Source organism: Pseudomonas sp. PA-7-1E (assembly GCF_021605325.1).
Classification (GTDB): Bacteria; Pseudomonadota; Gammaproteobacteria; order Pseudomonadales; family Pseudomonadaceae; genus Aquipseudomonas; species Aquipseudomonas fluorescens_BV.
In genome coordinates this window covers 54,439-70,085 of the sequence record NZ_WKFA01000025.1, presented here as the reverse complement: position 1 = coordinate 70,085, position 15,647 = coordinate 54,439, and the positions used below count along the sequence as shown (strand labels likewise).

13 protein-coding genes and 1 pseudogene are annotated in these 15,647 nt (G+C 61.3%); 8 read left to right on the top strand and 6 right to left on the bottom strand.

The genetic code is table 11. The features are described 5' to 3' along the window. Nucleotides 1–185: pseudogene (locus tag GIW79_RS17460) on the top strand (SDR family oxidoreductase); the annotation flags it as partial. Nucleotides 186–233: 48 nt separating this feature from the next. Here GIW79_RS17460 and GIW79_RS17455 read toward each other — a convergent pair. Continuing rightward, nucleotides 234–1,544 carry an MFS transporter gene (locus GIW79_RS17455; protein ID WP_054898444.1) on the bottom strand — a complete coding sequence of 437 codons (1,311 nt, stop codon included), beginning with the start codon at nucleotides 1,542–1,544 and terminating at the stop codon, nucleotides 234–236. A 157-nt stretch (nucleotides 1,545–1,701) separates the two neighbouring features. On the opposite strand from GIW79_RS17455, the gene GIW79_RS17450 reads away from it, so the two are divergent. Next, nucleotides 1,702–2,802 carry a sugar diacid recognition domain-containing protein gene (locus tag GIW79_RS17450; RefSeq protein WP_054898445.1) on the top strand — a complete coding sequence of 367 codons (1,101 nt, stop codon included), beginning with the start codon at nucleotides 1,702–1,704 and terminating at the stop codon, nucleotides 2,800–2,802. 133 nt (nucleotides 2,803–2,935) lie between these two features. Continuing rightward, nucleotides 2,936–4,075: a glycerate kinase gene (locus tag GIW79_RS17445; protein WP_236477394.1), complete on the top strand. Its 1,140-nt coding sequence runs from the start codon at nucleotides 2,936–2,938 to the stop codon at nucleotides 4,073–4,075. On the opposite strand, the gene GIW79_RS17440 is transcribed toward GIW79_RS17445, so the two are convergent. The 4 genes from GIW79_RS17440 to GIW79_RS17425 form a co-directional block, all read right to left on the bottom strand. Further along, nucleotides 4,065–5,177, bottom strand: coding sequence for a class II histone deacetylase (locus GIW79_RS17440; protein ID WP_236455530.1), 1,113 nt, complete (start codon nucleotides 5,175–5,177; stop codon nucleotides 4,065–4,067). The genes GIW79_RS17445 and GIW79_RS17440 overlap by 11 nt on opposite strands. Further along, complete coding sequence (locus tag GIW79_RS17435) at nucleotides 5,174–6,328, bottom strand: MFS transporter (protein ID WP_236455522.1); 1,155 nt, start codon at nucleotides 6,326–6,328, stop codon at nucleotides 5,174–5,176. The genes GIW79_RS17440 and GIW79_RS17435 overlap by 4 nt, the downstream gene beginning before the upstream one ends. Nucleotides 6,329–6,350: 22 nt before the next feature. Further along, the gene (locus GIW79_RS17430; protein WP_054919040.1) at nucleotides 6,351–7,223 is read right to left on the bottom strand and encodes a transporter; all 873 of its coding nucleotides are present in this window, start codon (nucleotides 7,221–7,223) and stop codon (nucleotides 6,351–6,353) included. A 99-nt stretch (nucleotides 7,224–7,322) separates the two neighbouring features. Beyond that, nucleotides 7,323–8,294, bottom strand: coding sequence for a helix-turn-helix transcriptional regulator (locus GIW79_RS17425; protein WP_054898450.1), 972 nt, complete (start codon nucleotides 8,292–8,294; stop codon nucleotides 7,323–7,325). 227 nt (nucleotides 8,295–8,521) lie between these two features. Here GIW79_RS17425 and GIW79_RS17420 point away from each other — a divergent pair, with 227 nt between their 5' ends. After that, nucleotides 8,522–9,040 carry a GNAT family N-acetyltransferase gene (locus GIW79_RS17420; protein WP_236477393.1) on the top strand — a complete coding sequence of 173 codons (519 nt, stop codon included), beginning with the start codon at nucleotides 8,522–8,524 and terminating at the stop codon, nucleotides 9,038–9,040. Nucleotides 9,041–9,461: 421 nt separating this feature from the next. On the opposite strand, the gene GIW79_RS17415 is transcribed toward GIW79_RS17420, so the two are convergent. Beyond that, nucleotides 9,462–10,154, bottom strand: a complete 693-nt coding sequence (locus GIW79_RS17415) for an aspartate/glutamate racemase family protein (RefSeq protein ID WP_057975886.1) — start codon at nucleotides 10,152–10,154, stop codon at nucleotides 9,462–9,464. A 352-nt stretch (nucleotides 10,155–10,506) separates the two neighbouring features. Between GIW79_RS17415 and GIW79_RS17410 the strand changes: the two genes are divergently transcribed. The 4 genes from GIW79_RS17410 to GIW79_RS17395 all read left to right on the top strand — a co-directional run bounded on the left by GIW79_RS17410 (nucleotide 10,507) and on the right by GIW79_RS17395 (nucleotide 15,630). Then, on the top strand, nucleotides 10,507–12,732 hold the full coding sequence (locus tag GIW79_RS17410) for a cytochrome P450 (RefSeq protein ID WP_057975888.1): 2,226 nt from the start codon (nucleotides 10,507–10,509) through the stop codon (nucleotides 12,730–12,732). Then, nucleotides 12,729–13,526: a class I SAM-dependent methyltransferase gene (locus GIW79_RS17405; protein WP_054896525.1), complete on the top strand. Its 798-nt coding sequence runs from the start codon at nucleotides 12,729–12,731 to the stop codon at nucleotides 13,524–13,526. Before GIW79_RS17410 ends, GIW79_RS17405 begins: the two co-directional genes overlap by 4 nt. Nucleotides 13,527–13,575: 49 nt before the next feature. Further along, entirely contained in the window at nucleotides 13,576–14,145 is a 570-nt protein-coding gene (gene idi, locus GIW79_RS17400) for an isopentenyl-diphosphate Delta-isomerase (RefSeq protein WP_054896524.1), read from the top strand. Between the two features lie 126 nt (nucleotides 14,146–14,271). Beyond that, nucleotides 14,272–15,630, top strand: coding sequence for a M10 family metallopeptidase C-terminal domain-containing protein (locus GIW79_RS17395; RefSeq protein ID WP_054896523.1), 1,359 nt, complete (start codon nucleotides 14,272–14,274; stop codon nucleotides 15,628–15,630). The last annotated feature ends 17 nt before the right edge of the window (nucleotides 15,631–15,647 follow it).

Here is a 15,647-nt window from a genome sequence, read left to right as displayed (position 1 = left end):
ACACACCGGCCTATGCAGGGCTTGGCCAAGAGCAACGCTTGGCAATGTTTGCCAAGGCGGGCCAAGGGTTGCCGGTTGGGCGGGTAGGGCAGGCTGAAGAAGTGGCGGCGGGGTATGTACTGGCCATGGAAAATGGCTTTATGACCGGTGCGGTGGTTGATATCGACGGTGGCGGCCTGTTGTAAATACATGGTCCAAGTGGGAGGGAGCAGATCCCTCCCACGTTGAAGGCGTCAGGCCTTGAGCGTGCGCGTCATCCGCAATGCAAGAACACTGCCGCCCACAATCACCGCCGCCAGCAGGTACAACGCCACATCCGTAGACCCGGTGGCATCCTTCACAAAACCCACGATATACGGGCTGAGAAAACCCGCCATCTGCCCCATGGAGTTGATCAACGCCAAGCCACCCGCCGCCGCACCCGCGCTGAGCATGGCGGTGGGCACCGGCCAGAACATCGGCAGGCCGGTCAGGGCGCCCATGGTGGCGATGGTCAGGCCGAGAATCGCGATAGCGGGCGTAGTGGCGAAGTTAACGGCGATCACCAGGCCGATGGCGCCCATCAACATCGGCACCACCAAATGCCAGCGGCGCTCCTTGCGCAGGTCGGCGGAGCGGCCCACCAGCAACATGAACACCGCCGCCAACAGATACGGGATCGCGCTGAGCCAGCCAATCACCAGGTTGTCGCTGAAGCCCATGTTCTTGATGATCGACGGCAGCCAGAAGTTGATCGCATACACCCCACTCTGGATGCAGAAGTAGATCAGACCGAATGCCCAGATCGCCGGGTTCTTGAACACTTCGGCCAGGGAGTCGCTGGTGGTTTTCGGCTTGTTAGCCAGGTCTGTGGCCTGGTCCGCTTCCAGTACCGCACGCTCATGGGGCTTGAGCCACTTGGCGTTGGCGAAGCTGTCACTGAGCAGGAAGTAGGCGAGGGCGCCGAGGACCACGGTCGGGATGCCTTGCAGCAGGAACATCCACTGCCAGCCCGCCAAGCCACCTTGGCCTGCGGCAAAGTGATTCAGAATCCAGCCGGAAAACGGGCTGCCGAGCAAACCGGACACCGGGATCGCCGACATGAACAGTGCCATGATTCGCCCACGGCGGAAGGTCGGAAACCACTGCGAAAGGTACAACACCACGCCGGGGAAGAAGCCCGCTTCAGCGGCACCGGTAAACAGGCGCAGGGTGTAGAAATGCGTGGGCGTGGTCACAAACAGCAGGCATGTGGAGAGCGTACCCCACACGATCATCATCAATGCGATCCAGCGCCGCGGGCCAAACCGGGTCAGCGCCAGGTTGCTCGGCACGCCGCATAGCACGTAGCCGATAAAGAAAATCCCGGCTCCCAGGCCGTATACAGTTTCACTGAATTTCAACGCGTCGAGCATCTGCAGCTTGGCAAAGCCAACGTTTACCCGGTCGAGGTAATTGAACAGATAGCAGATAAAAATGAAGGGGATCAGGCGCAGGGTAATGCGCTTGTAGATGGCGTTTTTATCGTCATCGCTGGCCAGTGCGGCAGTGGCGCTCTGTGACATGGGATTCTCTCTTTATTATGATTTTTCGCGGTGCGAGGGTAACGTTGACCGCCCTGACAGTCTCGGTGACGTGAAGGGCAACTGTCTTTGTGCCGGCGCACAGTCAAGCCATCTTTGCGCTGTGCTGGTGAACAACCTTTTTCAGGAAATTAGCCCCATGTTCGAGCTGGATCATGCCCTGGCGCAGGAGATTGTCGATCGCACCATGGCAATCCTGCCCCATAACGTCAATGTCATGGACAGCCAGGGCTTGATCCTGGGCAGCGGCGAGCCGGAGCGTATCAATACCCGCCATGAAGGTGCCCAGCTAGTGTTGGCCAATGGGCGGGTGGTGGAAATCGACGGGCAGACCGCCAAGCATCTCAAGGGTGTGCAACCAGGCATCAACCTGCCGCTGCTGCATGATCAGCGCCTGATTGGCGTACTGGGTATCACCGGCGAGCCGGATGGGTTACGCACCTATGCCGAACTGGTGCGCATGACCGCTGAAATGCTGGTCAGCCAACGCCATCAGCAAGCCGAACAACAATGGCGGCGCCAGCGTTGCGATGATCTGCTGGCCCTGCTGTTGGCCGACAGCGGCGACTCCCCGCGCCTGGTGGACGAAGCCCAGCAACTGGGGCTCAAGCCACAACTGGCGCGCACGCCGTACCTGTTTGAACTGGGCCCGGGCCAAACGGCGGAGGCCCTGAGCGCATGGCTCGCCAGCCGCTACCCCGACAGTTGGTGCGTCAGCTCTGCGCAGTTTTCCTTGCTGTGGTGCCGACCTGCTGCGGTGCAGGTCGATAACCCCCGCTTGCTGGAAAAGCTCGACGGCCTGGGTTGGAACGTCCTGCGCGTGGCCATCGGCGGGCAAGCGGAGGGCTTGGCGGGGCTGCGCCGCTGTTACCGCCGGGTAGGGGATCTGCTTGCTTATGGCCGCGACATCCTGCCGCAATCACGCCTGTTGACCCTCAACCGTTATCGCCTCCCGGTAATGCTTTGGCGTCATCGCAACGACGACGCCCTGGACGAATTGCTCAACCCGTTGCGCAAGGTGTTGGCCAAGGACAGCAACGGGCAACTGCTCGCCACGTTGCGCAGTTGGTGCGAGCACGACGGGCAAAGCCAGGCGTGTGCCGACGCCTTGGGCATTCACCGCAACAGCCTGCGCTACCGCATGGAACGCATAGCCGAACTCAGCGGCGTAGACCCGCTGACGCTAGATGGGATGCTTGCCTTGTACCTGGGCGTACAACTGCTGCCCCACCCCCTGTAGGCGCGAGCAAGCTCGCTCCTACAGGGGGCATTGTAGAAATGAACAACAAACCCGCCCCACACTTGTGCATCGGCCCCGCGTCATTGCCCCAGCCAACTGGCAGCATGGGCGTTATAAAAACCGGAGAACGTCCATGAAAATCGTGATCGCCCCTGACTCGTTCAAAGACAGCCTGAGTGCCGCAGGCGTCGCCCAGGCGATTGCCGAGGGGTGGGCCGAGGTCTGGCCGGATGCGCACGTGTTTCAATGCCCGATGGCCGATGGCGGTGAAGGCACGGTGGATGCGGTGCTCGCCGCGTGTAAGGGGCAATTGCGTCGGCAAACAGTCCGAGGCCCGCTGGGCGACAGCGTCGAAGCACGTTGGGGATGGTTGGCCGACAGCCATACCGCGATGATCGAGATGGCCGAGGCCAGCGGCCTGCAACTCGTCGCGCCAGGGCAGCGCGACGCCTGTTCCAGTACCACCTATGGCACCGGCGAGTTGATCCGCGCCGCGCTGGATGCCGGGGCGCAGCGCATCATCCTGGCGATTGGCGGCAGTGCCACCAACGATGGCGGGGCGGGGGCGATGCAGGCCCTTGGCGTGCAGCTATTGGATAGCGAACGTCAGCCACTGCCGGCGGGTGGGTTGGCGTTGGCGCGCCTGGCCCATATCAGCCTCGAACAACTGGACCCGCGCCTGGCACAGGTGCGTTTTGAAATCGCCGCCGACGTCAACAATCCCCTGTGCGGCCCCCACGGTGCCTCGTCGATTTTCGGCCCGCAAAAAGGCGCGAGCCCCGAGCAGGTGGCACAACTGGACGCGGCCCTTGGGCACTTCGCTGACCATTGCGCCCAGGTGCTGCCCAAGGATGTGCGCGACGAACCCGGCAGTGGTGCCGCCGGTGGACTGGGCTTTGCCGCCAAGGCGTTCCTCGCCGCCCAGTTTCGCCCAGGGGTCGAGGTGGTTGCTGAACTGGTTGGCCTGGATGAAGCGGTGCGGGGTGCCGACCTGGTGATTACCGGCGAGGGCCGCTTCGACGCCCAGACCCTGCGTGGCAAAACCCCGTTTGGCGTGGCTCGCATTGCCCAGCGACAGGGCGTGCCGGTGGTCGTCATTGCGGGGACATTGGGCGAGGGCTACGAGCAGATGTATGCCCAAGGTGTGGACGCAGCATTTGCTTTGCCATCGGGCCCGATGTCACTGGAACAGGCTTGTCACGAGGCGCCGCGCCTGTTGCGTGAGCGGGCCTCGGACATTGCGCGGGTGTGGCGTTTGGCAGCTACTCGCTGACCCCGCGCGCCAACCGCTCCACCCACTGCGCTTGAAACCCCTGCAGCGCCGCACCGGGTTGCTGCAACTGCACAAACTCAAGCATCGGGTCTAGCACCGCTGTGCGCACGCCGCTCAATTCCTCCAGGGTCGCCAGACCGCAGAACGGTACATAGGCTTCGCTGTAGCCGCCTTCGTGCACCAGCACCAGGCGGCCCTGACATAAACGATCGGCTGCCAGGCGCAGGGTGCGGGTCAGCAGACGGAACGATTCGCTGTGCAACAACATGCGCGCTAGCGGGTCGACGGCGTTGGCGTCATAACCGCAAGCAACGATGATCAACTCCGGCTCGAAGCGCTCCAGCGCGGGCACTACGATGCGCTCCATGGCGTGTAGATAGGTGGCGTGCCCACTGCCTGGGGGCAACGGAATATTGATGTTGGCCCCCACGCCGGCCCCGCGGCCTCGATCCTGCTCGCCGCTGTAGCCAGGCGGGTAGCAGCCGTCCTGATGCAGGGAAATCGTCAACACATCGGCCCGTTCTTCGAAGATCGACTGCGTACCGTTGCCGTGGTGCACATCCCAGTCGATCACGGCAACTTTGCCCAGTCCGTTGCGGGCCTTGGCGGCCTCGATGGCAATGGCAATGTTGGCGAGAAAGCAAAAGCCCATGGCGCTGTCTGCCAGGCAGTGATGCCCCGGTGGCCGCGACAGCGAATAGGCGTTGTGCACCTGGCCCTTGAGCACCGCGTCCACGGCGGCCAGGGTCAGTCCGGCGGACAGTTGCGCAATCTCGTAGCTGCCCGGCCCGATCGGTGCCTGGGGGCCAAGCTCACCGCCGCCAGCATCGCTCAGGGCCTTGAAACGCTGCAGATAGGCACGGCTGTGGACGCGCAGCAGATCCTCTTCACTGGCTGGCGGCGCGCTGCGCAGTTGTAGTTGGCGGCTCAGTCCGGAGACATCCAACAGGCTTTTCAAGCGGCGCTTGGTCTCCGGTGACTCGGCATGCCCGCTGCCGGCCGGCGGCTGCACCCAGCCGCCCACGGGCAGGGTCAGCGCATGGGCGCCGGCGCTGTGCCACAGGCTAATTTCGTCGAAGAAAAATGCGGTGGTTGGGTTCATACCGGTTCCAGTTCAGTGGGGGAATGGGGACGGCTGGCGACGATCATCACCAGAGACAGCAAGGTGATAGCGGCTGCACCAAGCAGCAACAGGCTGAACCCGCCGCTGGCCTCGATCAGGCGGCCGGCGAGCGCTGGGCCGATGGCCAGGCCGCCGCCGATGACCAGGTTGGAGGCGTTCATCAGCTTGCCGCTGTGGTCGAGGTCGGCCAGGCAGGCCAGGATCAGCGGCAGAATGAAGGTCCAGGTGAATTTGAACAGCAGCGCCGCCAAGGCAAATCGCAGCAATGCGGGCTGGCCAAGCAACAAGAGCACCGCTGCCGCCATCAACAGGTAGCCCAGCAGCAACAGCACTCCACGCGGCAAGCGGGCCCCGATCAGTGAAGCGCTCGCTGCCCCGGCAATGCCCATCACGGTGGCGATGGCGAGGATGTCGCCGCTGTGATGCGCCGAAATCCCGGCACTGGCGCCCAAGGCACCGATAAAGGTCCATACGCCCCCCAGGCTGATGTAAAAGGCCAGGACAGCGCCAACCCCCAGGGCGGCTTTCCAGCGTGAACCGGGCAATACCGGGGCGCGGCTGGCGGGCAACGCAGGGCTACCGGCGGGAAACGCCCTCGCCAATGGCAGCAGCAAAGCCATCAACCCTGCCAGGAGCAAGTAGCAGGCATTCAAGCCAAATCGTTCGAACAAACCAGGCAACACCACCAGGCCGAGGGCACCGACGATCAACTGCCCCATCACCCACACACCATAGACCCGGCTGGGGTTGGCGGTGGTGGCCGCACTGGCCAGGCAGAGGATCATCAACGAGCCGCCGGCCAGGGCGCTGGCAGCGCGCAACACCAGCAGTCCGGCGTAAGTGTCTGCCAGCATCGACAGCAGGTTGGCGGCCATGAACAGCAGCGCGGCGACCCGGGCGGCGGTGCGCCAGTCAACCCGCTTGAGCCACCACCAGGCGGGCAAGGTCGCCAGGCTCATGGCGCCCAGTTCCACGGAAAACAAGTCGCCAATACGCGCCGGGCTCAGTTGCCACTGGCTGGCCAACTGCGCGGCCACGGCGGGAGCTGTCATCAGGATGGTCGGGGTGATGGCGGCAAACAGCACGATCGCTGCCAGCCGTGCCGTTATCGCAGGGTTGGAAATGGGCATTTTCAAGCTCCAGGGAAAGGGGTCAGAACACATGCACCAGGCGCAACAGCGCTTCGGTGCCGGCATAGCCATTGGAAGCCGCAACGCTTTGCGAAAGGCTGACCATCAGTTGGTTCTGCCGGTCGAGCCAATGCCCGAGTTCGAAGCCGACTTGGGTGTAGCGCTTGTGGGTGTCGTCGAGGCGGCGGTTGTTGAGGCGCAGGGCGCCACCGTCGGCCTGGATCAGGCGCAGTGCGCCGTAAGTGGCGGCGCTGAAGTCATACGAGGCAAAAGCCTGCAGGCGATACAGCGGGGCTTGCTTGAGTTCGCTGCCAAAGTAATCGTCATTGCGGCCATAGAGCTGGGCTTCCAGGTTGGCTTCCAGTACCCAGTTTTCGCCGATGCCGTGGGTGTAGTTGTAGACAAAGGTGGCGCCCCAGCGATTGGCACCGGGAGAGACGTCCGGGTTTTGACTGTGATACTCACCCACCGGCACGGTGATCAGGCTCAACAAACCGCTATAAGTGCGCGAAGCCGGGTCGTTGACGAAAAACAGCGTGCCGCCCACCTGTGGATCGCCCATGCCGCGCTCGCGGCTGCGCTGGTTGGCGCCGGGCAGGCGTGCGCTGATGTCGGCAAAGGGCAGGATGAATTGCGGCGTGCACAACGTGCCGCAGGCGTCGGTGAAATACACCTGGCGGTAAGCCACGGCGTTGACCCTGAGGTCGGCCTTGCCGGTGCTGTCGGCGGGGCCATGGAAATCGCCGGCACGGGTGGCGGGCAGGTACAGCACACCCAGGCGGGTGCCTGGTGGAGCGGCGAAAAAGTCGCGGGCGTTGAGGTCGGCAGCCTGGCTGTCGAGGCTGAACAGGCTGGCGCACAGCACTGCCAGGTTACGTAAGCGTGTGGAAGTCATGGCGAAGCGTCTCGTGTCAGAGAAGGCCGGAAAATGGGCAACAGCAGCCCGAGACCGTAAAAAACGACCGTGGCAAAACCGTGGGAGAAACGGGCAGGGTCAGTCGGGCGGGGCGTGCACCAGGTGCGCTATGCGCGCCTTGTCCTTGACGCCGAGCTTGGCGTAGATGGCGCGGATATGGTGACGCACGGTGTTGGGTGAGAGGCCAAGGTCGCGGGCCACTTCCTTGTAGGTCTTGCCCTCGCCAAACCCTTGGGCCACGTCGTTTTCCCGTGGGCTGAGCTGGGGCAGGGCGCGGTTGAGGCGCGCGGCCAACAGCAATTGGTCGCCCACCGGTGACGCCTGGATATGGATGCGCTTGCCGTCATGCCCGCGCTCATCCAGCAGCACCGGCAGAGTGGAGCCACGCCATTGCGGCCATTCGCTGAGCAGCAGGTCGACAAAACCGCGCTCGGCGCATTGCAACACACCCCGTGGGTCGCACACCGCCAGGGCCAGATTGCGCGGGCTGGCCAGGGTTTCACGCATGGCCACCAAGGTGCGGATCTGGTTTGCCGAGACCGCCGCCACCAGATGCAGCATCAGGTTATTGAGCAACTGGCAATCCTGCGCGTTGAACGTGGGCGCAGTGGGCTGGCGGTAGAGCGTCAGGTGGTGGCTGAGGTGGGTTTGCGGGTCGATATGGATCACACACAGCAATTCACCCAGGCCGTGGCGTTGCCCCAGCCAATTCAAGGCGCTGCCGTTGGCGGGGTCGCGCATATCGATAATCACTGCCTCGCCAGGCGAGGCATGCACCCGTGCAACGGTAACGTCCAGATGGCGGATCGACTGCCAGTCCGCCAGGTAGTCGGGTGGCAACTGATAGAGGTAGCTGTTGTGCTCTTGTGGCAGACCGTTGATGACAGCCGAGCGTCCCCACCAGGCACTGTCGAAGGCCAGCAATTGGCTGACGCGTGCCAGGGCATGGCGCTGGAAGTGTTCGATGTCCTGATGTTGGGCCAGGCGTTGCAAGTCCAGGGTCAGGGTGCTGAAGGCCTGCAACAGGCCCGAGTGATCAAAACGGCTCATGGGTGTTCCTCTGTGGGACTTTTTTTGTTGTTCTCGTCACAGGGTGAAGGCCGAAGCGTCGGGTTGACGGGGCAGGGCCTGGGCAGAGTATCGGCGCTGCGCATATGGATCGCCATCGTTCAGATGCAGGATGGTGCTGGTCGGCCAGTGGGAAAACTCCCGGCTCGTCAGCCAGGCGCTTAGCCTCTACACTGGCCCGCCACTTGTCTTTCAAAGGATGAAATGCAATGCACCCACCTGAACCGTCTATCGTGATCCAGCGTTTTACCGAGGCCCACCTGGAGGGCGTCGCCGCGCTCTACAACGAACCGGCTGTTTGTCGTCAGGTGCTGCAAATGCCTTTTCAGTCTGTTGAGATGTGGCGCAAGCGCCTGGTGATGGATAACGAGCGGCGCCTGCAGCTGGTGGCGGTGCAGGGCGGTGAGGTGATTGGCCAATTGGGGCTTGAGCAGTACTTGCGTGTACGCCAGAGCCACGTTGGCTCATTGGGGATGGGCGTGGCGCCCGCGTGGCAGGGCAAGGGCGTCGGTTCGCGGCTGTTGGCGGCCGCGTTGGAGGTAGCCGACAACTGGATGAACCTGCGCCGTGTGGAGCTGACTGTTTACGCGGACAACGAGCCTGCGCACAACCTGTACCGCAAGTTCGGCTTCGAAGTGGAAGGGCGGCTGCGCGATTACGCCCTGCGCGACGGTATGTTTGTCGACACCCTGAGCATGGCGCGCCTGCGCACGTCGTCTATATCTTAGAACTGTGTGGGAGCTCGCTTACCCAGTCCCCAGTCAGTAAACACAGAATCGGAACGTGGGGGGGGGGCCTCTGCCCCCGCGGGGGCGCGACGCCCCACAAAAAATGGGACTGCTACGCAGTCCAGCGGGAGCAAGCTCCCTCGCCACAAGTCACTGGTTGTCTGCTCTAGCTCTTAACTGACTGGCATTAGGGCAAGCGCGCGAAGGCGGAGTGTCAGTCACTGAATCTACAACTGAACCACCGCTATCGCAGGCAAGCCAGCTCCCACACGGGTCATGCATTACCCACAGAATCAGCGTCTGGTACAGATCCCCTGTGGGAGCGGGCTTGCCCGCGAAAGCGGGCAAGCCCGCCAGGATGTTGGATCAGACCGAGTACATACCCGTTATTCAGGTAAGGACCACAAAGTTGTGTCGATACCTAAGCCTCTAAGGCAAACCCCACCGCGGCCTGCGCATGCAACGCGGTGGTGTCCAGCAGCGGCAGGGCGCTGTGTTCGGGCTGGACCAGCAGGCAGATTTCCGTACAGCCGAGGATGATCGCCTGGGCGCCTTGTGCAGCGAGTGCCTGGATCACCCGCTGATACACCTGGCGTGACGCGTCACTGATGATGCCCACGCACAGTTCTTCATAGATGATTCGGTGCACCTCCTGGCGTTCATCCGCGTCTGGCACCAGCACGGTAAGCCCCTGGGCGGCAAGGCGGGACTTCAGGAACTCCTGCTCCATGGTGAACGCGGTACCCAGCAAGCCCACCGTCAGGGTCCCGGCCTCCAGAGCCGCCGCCGCCGTGGCATCAGCAATATGCAGGAAGGGGATCGACACCGCCGCCTCAATACGCGGTGCCACCAAGTGCATGGTGTTGGTACACAGCACCACACAATCAGCGCCCCCGGCCTGCAAGCGCCGTGCGGCATCTTCCAGGATCAGCGCGGCATCGTCCCAACGCCCGGCATGCTGAGCCTGTTCCACCGGGCCGAAATCTACGCTGTACATCAACACTTGCGCCGAGCGCAGCGGGCCAAGACGGTCGCGCACGCGCTGGTTTATAAGGCGGTAATACTCGGCGCTGGACTCCCAGCTCATGCCGCCGATAAGGCCGATGGTGCGCATAGGGTGCTCCTGAAAAAGGATAAGCCTTCACCTTATCCACTCGAGGCTGATAAGTCATACGCAGTTGCCGACCCATTCACCGGAGCAGTTCAAGAAGCGTGGGTGATCCGTCATTGTTCGGTATTGGGCGACTCGTCCATACCTGTGAGAAATGACAGTATATTTTTCTGAAAACCCCCTATTTAATCAGCACGAACGACCGAGCAGCCCCTGAGCTGATGGCGACGCTCCGTTTTCCCCTACGCCGAAAGACCGCCATTGCCGGGTGACCTTCGGATACCTCTCACATCCTGTGTTTTTGATTTCAAATAAAGTCAGCCCTACTGAAAGTTTGATTCCAGAGGAGCTTTTCATGGCAGCGCAACACTGTGAAGGCGACACCGATACCCGCCACAACAGTCATTCGTCACCGGCGCCGCTCACTATTCCCGATATCCAGCTACCTTTCGCCGTTGCACCGCCGCGTGCCGACACTGAACGGTTGCGTACGCATGCGCTTGCTTGGGCGCAGCGATACGGTTTGATCGGCAGGCGTGGCGCGCATCGGTTGACCACCACGGCACTGCTCGACCTGGGAATAGCATTGTGCGGGCGGGCGCCCACGCACCGAGCGCAGACTCTGGTGTGCTGGTACCTGTGGGCGCTTACGCTCGATGACCGTATTGATGACGGACCCTGGGCGGAAAACGGCGCGCTGGAGCATTTCATCGCCGCCGTGCAGGCATTGACCGACAGCGGCGATGCTGTGCCGTCAGGTGAACGCGGCGGGTTCGAGGACCCGATGCTGGCTGTTCTGGTCGACGACTTGTGGCCCGAGACCCAGCGTTGGGGCAGCGGGCCTTGGCGGAAGAGGCTGGCGGGGCATTTGGTCCAGCATCTGCGCGCGCAGGCGGCGCAGGTACGCATGCGAGAAACCGATACGGCGCTCGCCTTGGCTGAGTATCTGCCGTTGCGCCGGGATTCCTTCGGCGCCCTGTTCTTTTTTGATCTGATCGATGGTGCCGAAGCCCTGGACCCGTACGAGCATCCTGCGCAGGTGGAAACGTGGAGCAGGTTGCGTAAGCACGCTGCCGATATCATCGCGTGGACGAACGATATCCACTCGGTTGCCAAAGATGTGGTGTGTGGCGAGCGCTTCAATCTGGTGTCGATACTCGCGCACACCGCCGGCCTGGACTGGCCTGGCGCGATAGAAGCAGCCCATCAGATGGTCAACACGGCAGTTGCTCAATTCACGGCAGCCGCTACCGAGCATGCCCATTATCCGCCGTGCGCTGCGACCGATCCGGACCGGTTGCGTCAGGTTGTCCGGGCGGCGGGGGACTGGCATCGCAGCGTTTCGCGCTATCACCTACAGGCCGATGGCTGCGCGGTACAGCACAGCCGACAAGTGGACCTGGCGCTGACTCCGCCGACCCTCAAGTCCCGCCAGTTCGAAATCGACCCGTACCCCTTGTATGAGCGTTTACGCACCACACTGCCGATCGCGTACGACGAGCCCACCGATGTTTGGCTGGTCAGTCGGCATGTGGATGTCAAAGCCGCGTTGACCCACCCAGGGGCAAGCAATCGCAACTACACCTGGCAGATTGGGCCGCTGCTGGGGCACACCATTGTGACCATGGACGGCTGCGAACACGCCCAGCACCGAGCATTGCTCACCCCGTCGTTTCGCAGCAAGGCGCTGGTGGCGCTCGAAGCGTCTGTCACCGCAGTGACCGCAGACTTGCTGGCGCGTATGCAGGGCCGGCCTCAGGTCGACCTGATTGCCGATTTCACCGCTGCGCTGCCGGTGCGAGTGATGGCTCATGCATTGGGCCTCCCGGCACACACACGAGAGGAGGTGGAGCGGCTCAAGCGTTGGTGTGCCATCGGCTTCGCGTACATGGGCAACTATCGTCAGGACCCAGCACTGTTGACCGGCGGGTTATCCAACCGAGACAGTTTTTACCACTTTATCCAGCCCTACATCGACGCTCGGCGTATAGAACCCAAGGACGACTTGATTTCACAACTCCTGGCGGCACGCATTGACGACCAGCCGTTGTCCGAGTCCTTTGTACGGTCCTATTGCGCGATCCTGATGACGGCAGGCAGCGAGACCAGTCACGGCGCCCTGGCGAATCTGATTGTCAACCTGTTGAGCGAACCTGGCGTGAAAGAGGCGGTGATCGCTGATCCAGCACTGATGGACAACGCCCTCACTGAAACCCTGCGACGCAACCCGCCATTGCAACTTGTGCTGCGGGAGGCGACTGAACCGCTGCAACTGCCCTCGGGAACAATTCCGGGTGGCGCAACCCTGGCCTGCCTGATCGGTTCAGCCAACCGTGATCCGGCCCGGTTCAGCGACCCGGACACCTTCAATATGTTGCGCGCCGAACAGGCGACCAGCCATTTCGCTTTCGGAGCGGGGCGCCACTTCTGCCTGGGCTCCATGCTCGCCCGGATGGAGATCACGATCGGTGCGCGCATGCTGCTGCAGACCTTTCCCAACCTGCGCTGGGCTCCGGGGTTCAAGCCCGAAGAGCGCGGGTTTCTCAATCGCTGCCCTGATCAATTGGAGGTCGTGCTTTGACCACATCTGTTTCCACCGAGCAACCCGGCTACACCCGCAGCTATCTCGCGGACCAACACGCAGGCCAATTGGCGAGGTTGCAAACCCTGGAGCGCGCCTTTGACCCGTTAAGCCATAAGGTTTTTGAACGATTGGATCTGCCGGACGCGCCCGCCATCCTTGATCTGGGCGCCGGTGCCGGATCGCTCGCCGGCTGGTTGAGCCAGCGATATCCCGACGCAACGGTTACCGCCACGGATATCGATACCCGCTTCCTGGTCGATATCCCCGGCATCAAGGTGATGACCCACAATGTCACGACCGATGATTTTCCTGCCGCATCGTTTGACGTGGTGCACGCCCGGGCGTTGCTGTGCCACCTCACTGACCGCGAGGAGATAGTGACGCGAGCCGCCACTTGGTTACGTCCCGGAGGCTGGTTGGTGATCGAAGATGTGAGCCTGCAACCGAGCCTCAGAACGACGAACCCGTTGTTGCGCAAAGTAGCCCAGGCCGGAATCACACTGTTGGAGCAGTCCATCGGGTCTGACATGTTCTGGGCCGATCGACTGCCTGATCGGCTACGTGACCGGGGGCTTGTCAACGTGGGGCATCGCACCCTCGAAGGCCGAATCGGCGACAACAGCCCGGCAGATGCCTTCTGGGCGGCAACCACCGCGCAGGCAGGGCCTGCATTGTTGGAACTTGGGTTACTCACCCAGGCAGAGCTGGATGCCATGGTCATGCTGCGTGCCGATCCAGCGTTCACCGACGCCGCGTTGACCTTGGTCAGTGCCTGGGGACAAATTCTTTAGCTCGATACTGTGTGGCGTGCGCGCCTCATTGCACAAAAGGAGATCCAGCATGATCCACGAGGTAGTGTTAGTCGACGCACAGGATGTACAGATTGGCGTGTGCGATAAACGCGATGCTCACCTGGGAGCTGGGCAGCTTCATCGCGCTTTTTCAGTGCACTTGATTGACAGCCGTGGGCGTCATCTGCTTCAGCGTCGGGCGGCGGATAAAATGCTCTGGGCAGGTTTCTGGTCGAATGCCTGCTGCAGTCATCCGGCACCTGGAGAGACTATTCTGGATGCCGCCTCTCGTCGTCTGCGTGAAGAGCTAGGCGTCTGGGCTTCGTGTCGAGCTCTCTATTACTTTGAGTATCATGCTTTGTTTGGCTCGATCGGCGCCGAGCATGAACTCTGTCATGTGCTGGTTGCTCAATCTGACGCTGAGGTCTCGCCCGTCCCAGAGGAAGTCAGCGATATCAAGTGGCTGACCCGCGCCGAAATAACGGCCCAGCTTGCAGAGCCCCGAGCGCCATTCACGCCCTGGTTTCGGATGCAGTGGCAGCGCCTTCTATCAGAGCATCCTTCGTTCGATGCGCCCAGGGCCGAGGCCACGCTCCCACCGCTGGGTCGCGGAGCATGAGGTAGATAGGCGTCGGCTGCCAGGTGAGTTTTTGGAACTGTTTTGCGTAGGAATACCACTGATACGCAGGTCGCCGGCCTGCCGTCAGGCGAGTAGACAAATGCCAAGTTCCCATAGGACTACCTCATGAATATTGATCCGAACATTGCGTTGGCAAGAGCATGCGCCACCAGCGTTGCACACAGGACTGTCGTTGAAATTGCTCATGCTGACGACCGCGGCGATAAGATTAAACATCGCCAAGTTTCATTGTCCATGGACCAAGTATTAAAAGGGTCAAAAGGTGCAGCCGGATTTGCCGGTTCACTGGGTTCCGGGGACCCTGCGGAGGTGACGTATGAGTTCGCCAATCGTCCCGAAACGGGGGGCACGACCAGCCAGTTCACAGAAGCACAAAAAGGCGTGATCCGTGAGACCCTGAATAATTTCAGCGATACTGCAAATATTCGGTTCAAAGAGTCTGTCAATGCACAATCCCATCATATGCAGATCAAGGTTGATGGCGGTAGCTTCAAGTGGCAGGCCCCCTGGTATACGCCCGTGTCCGATGACGAGCCCGGCAAGGTGCAGGTATCGCTGAACCAGCGCCATGCCGATGAGCTGGTAAAACCCAATAGTTTTGGGCGTCACATCATTGCAAAGGCTGTGGCCTTTAAATTAGGTCTTCCTGACCCAGCGTCTGCAGTATCGAGAAGCAACTACGCGGAAAATACGTCGGCTTACACGGTAAGGAGTCCTTTTCTGGAAACCCGCTCAGACCATCGCTTTAATAAGTTCCATGGTGATAAGACTCAGTATTCAAGTGCGCTGATGATGGATGATATTGCAGTCACGCAAGATAAATTTGGTGCGAACCTCCAAACGCGGACCGGGGATACGACGTATGGCTTTAACTCCAATGCTGATCGTGACGTATTCAAACTGCAGTCGAGCGACGACTTGCCGGTGTTTTGCGTGTGGGACGCCGATGGTAATGACACCTTCGATTTCTCCGCCTTCAGGCAAGATCAGGTTCTCAACTTGAAATCGGGCAGCTTCTCTAATGTTGGGGGAGGCCTAGGCAACGTTTCGATCGCCAATGGCGTCACCATCGAACGGGCTATTGGCGGTGCGGGCAATGACATTTTAATTGGCAATGACGTCGGTAACGAACTGGAGGGCGGCGAGGGCGATGACATTCTTTATGTCAAGGCGAACTCGGGTTTTAACCGGCTGACAGGCGGGCCGGGTAAAAATACCTTCGTTATCGGCGCGAACGACTCATCTGCCAGCTTCGCAAACACCGTAATAATGGATTTCGTCAGCGGCAAGGATAAATTGGATATTTCAGCCCTGCGCGCAGCCCACCCTCGACTCACCTTCACCCACGAATATTATCGCAGCCATAATCTCACCTTTTTGCGTTTCGATTTCGATGGCGACAAAAAAGAAGACTTCATGGTGAACATATATGGGCGAATCGCGGATTCCGATTTCCGCTTCTGACCTGAATGTTTAACGCA

Coding starts and splice junctions, on each gene's coding strand:
- GIW79_RS17450 (WP_054898445.1), top strand. CDS start 1,702: ATGTTCGAGCTGGATCATGCCCTGGCGCAGGAGATTGTCGATCGCACC.
- GIW79_RS17435 (WP_236455522.1), bottom strand. CDS start 6,328: ATGCCCATTTCCAACCCTGCGATAACGGCACGGCTGGCAGCGATCGTG.
- GIW79_RS17410 (WP_057975888.1), top strand. CDS start 10,507: ATGGCAGCGCAACACTGTGAAGGCGACACCGATACCCGCCACAACAGT.
- GIW79_RS17445 (WP_236477394.1), top strand. CDS start 2,936: ATGAAAATCGTGATCGCCCCTGACTCGTTCAAAGACAGCCTGAGTGCC.
- idi (WP_054896524.1), top strand. CDS start 13,576: ATGATCCACGAGGTAGTGTTAGTCGACGCACAGGATGTACAGATTGGC.
- GIW79_RS17415 (WP_057975886.1), bottom strand. CDS start 10,154: ATGCGCACCATCGGCCTTATCGGCGGCATGAGCTGGGAGTCCAGCGCC.
- GIW79_RS17425 (WP_054898450.1), bottom strand. CDS start 8,294: ATGAGCCGTTTTGATCACTCGGGCCTGTTGCAGGCCTTCAGCACCCTG.
- GIW79_RS17455 (WP_054898444.1), bottom strand. CDS start 1,544: ATGTCACAGAGCGCCACTGCCGCACTGGCCAGCGATGACGATAAAAAC.
- GIW79_RS17395 (WP_054896523.1), top strand. CDS start 14,272: ATGAATATTGATCCGAACATTGCGTTGGCAAGAGCATGCGCCACCAGC.
- GIW79_RS17420 (WP_236477393.1), top strand. CDS start 8,522: ATGCACCCACCTGAACCGTCTATCGTGATCCAGCGTTTTACCGAGGCC.
- GIW79_RS17440 (WP_236455530.1), bottom strand. CDS start 5,177: ATGAACCCAACCACCGCATTTTTCTTCGACGAAATTAGCCTGTGGCAC.
- GIW79_RS17430 (WP_054919040.1), bottom strand. CDS start 7,223: ATGACTTCCACACGCTTACGTAACCTGGCAGTGCTGTGCGCCAGCCTG.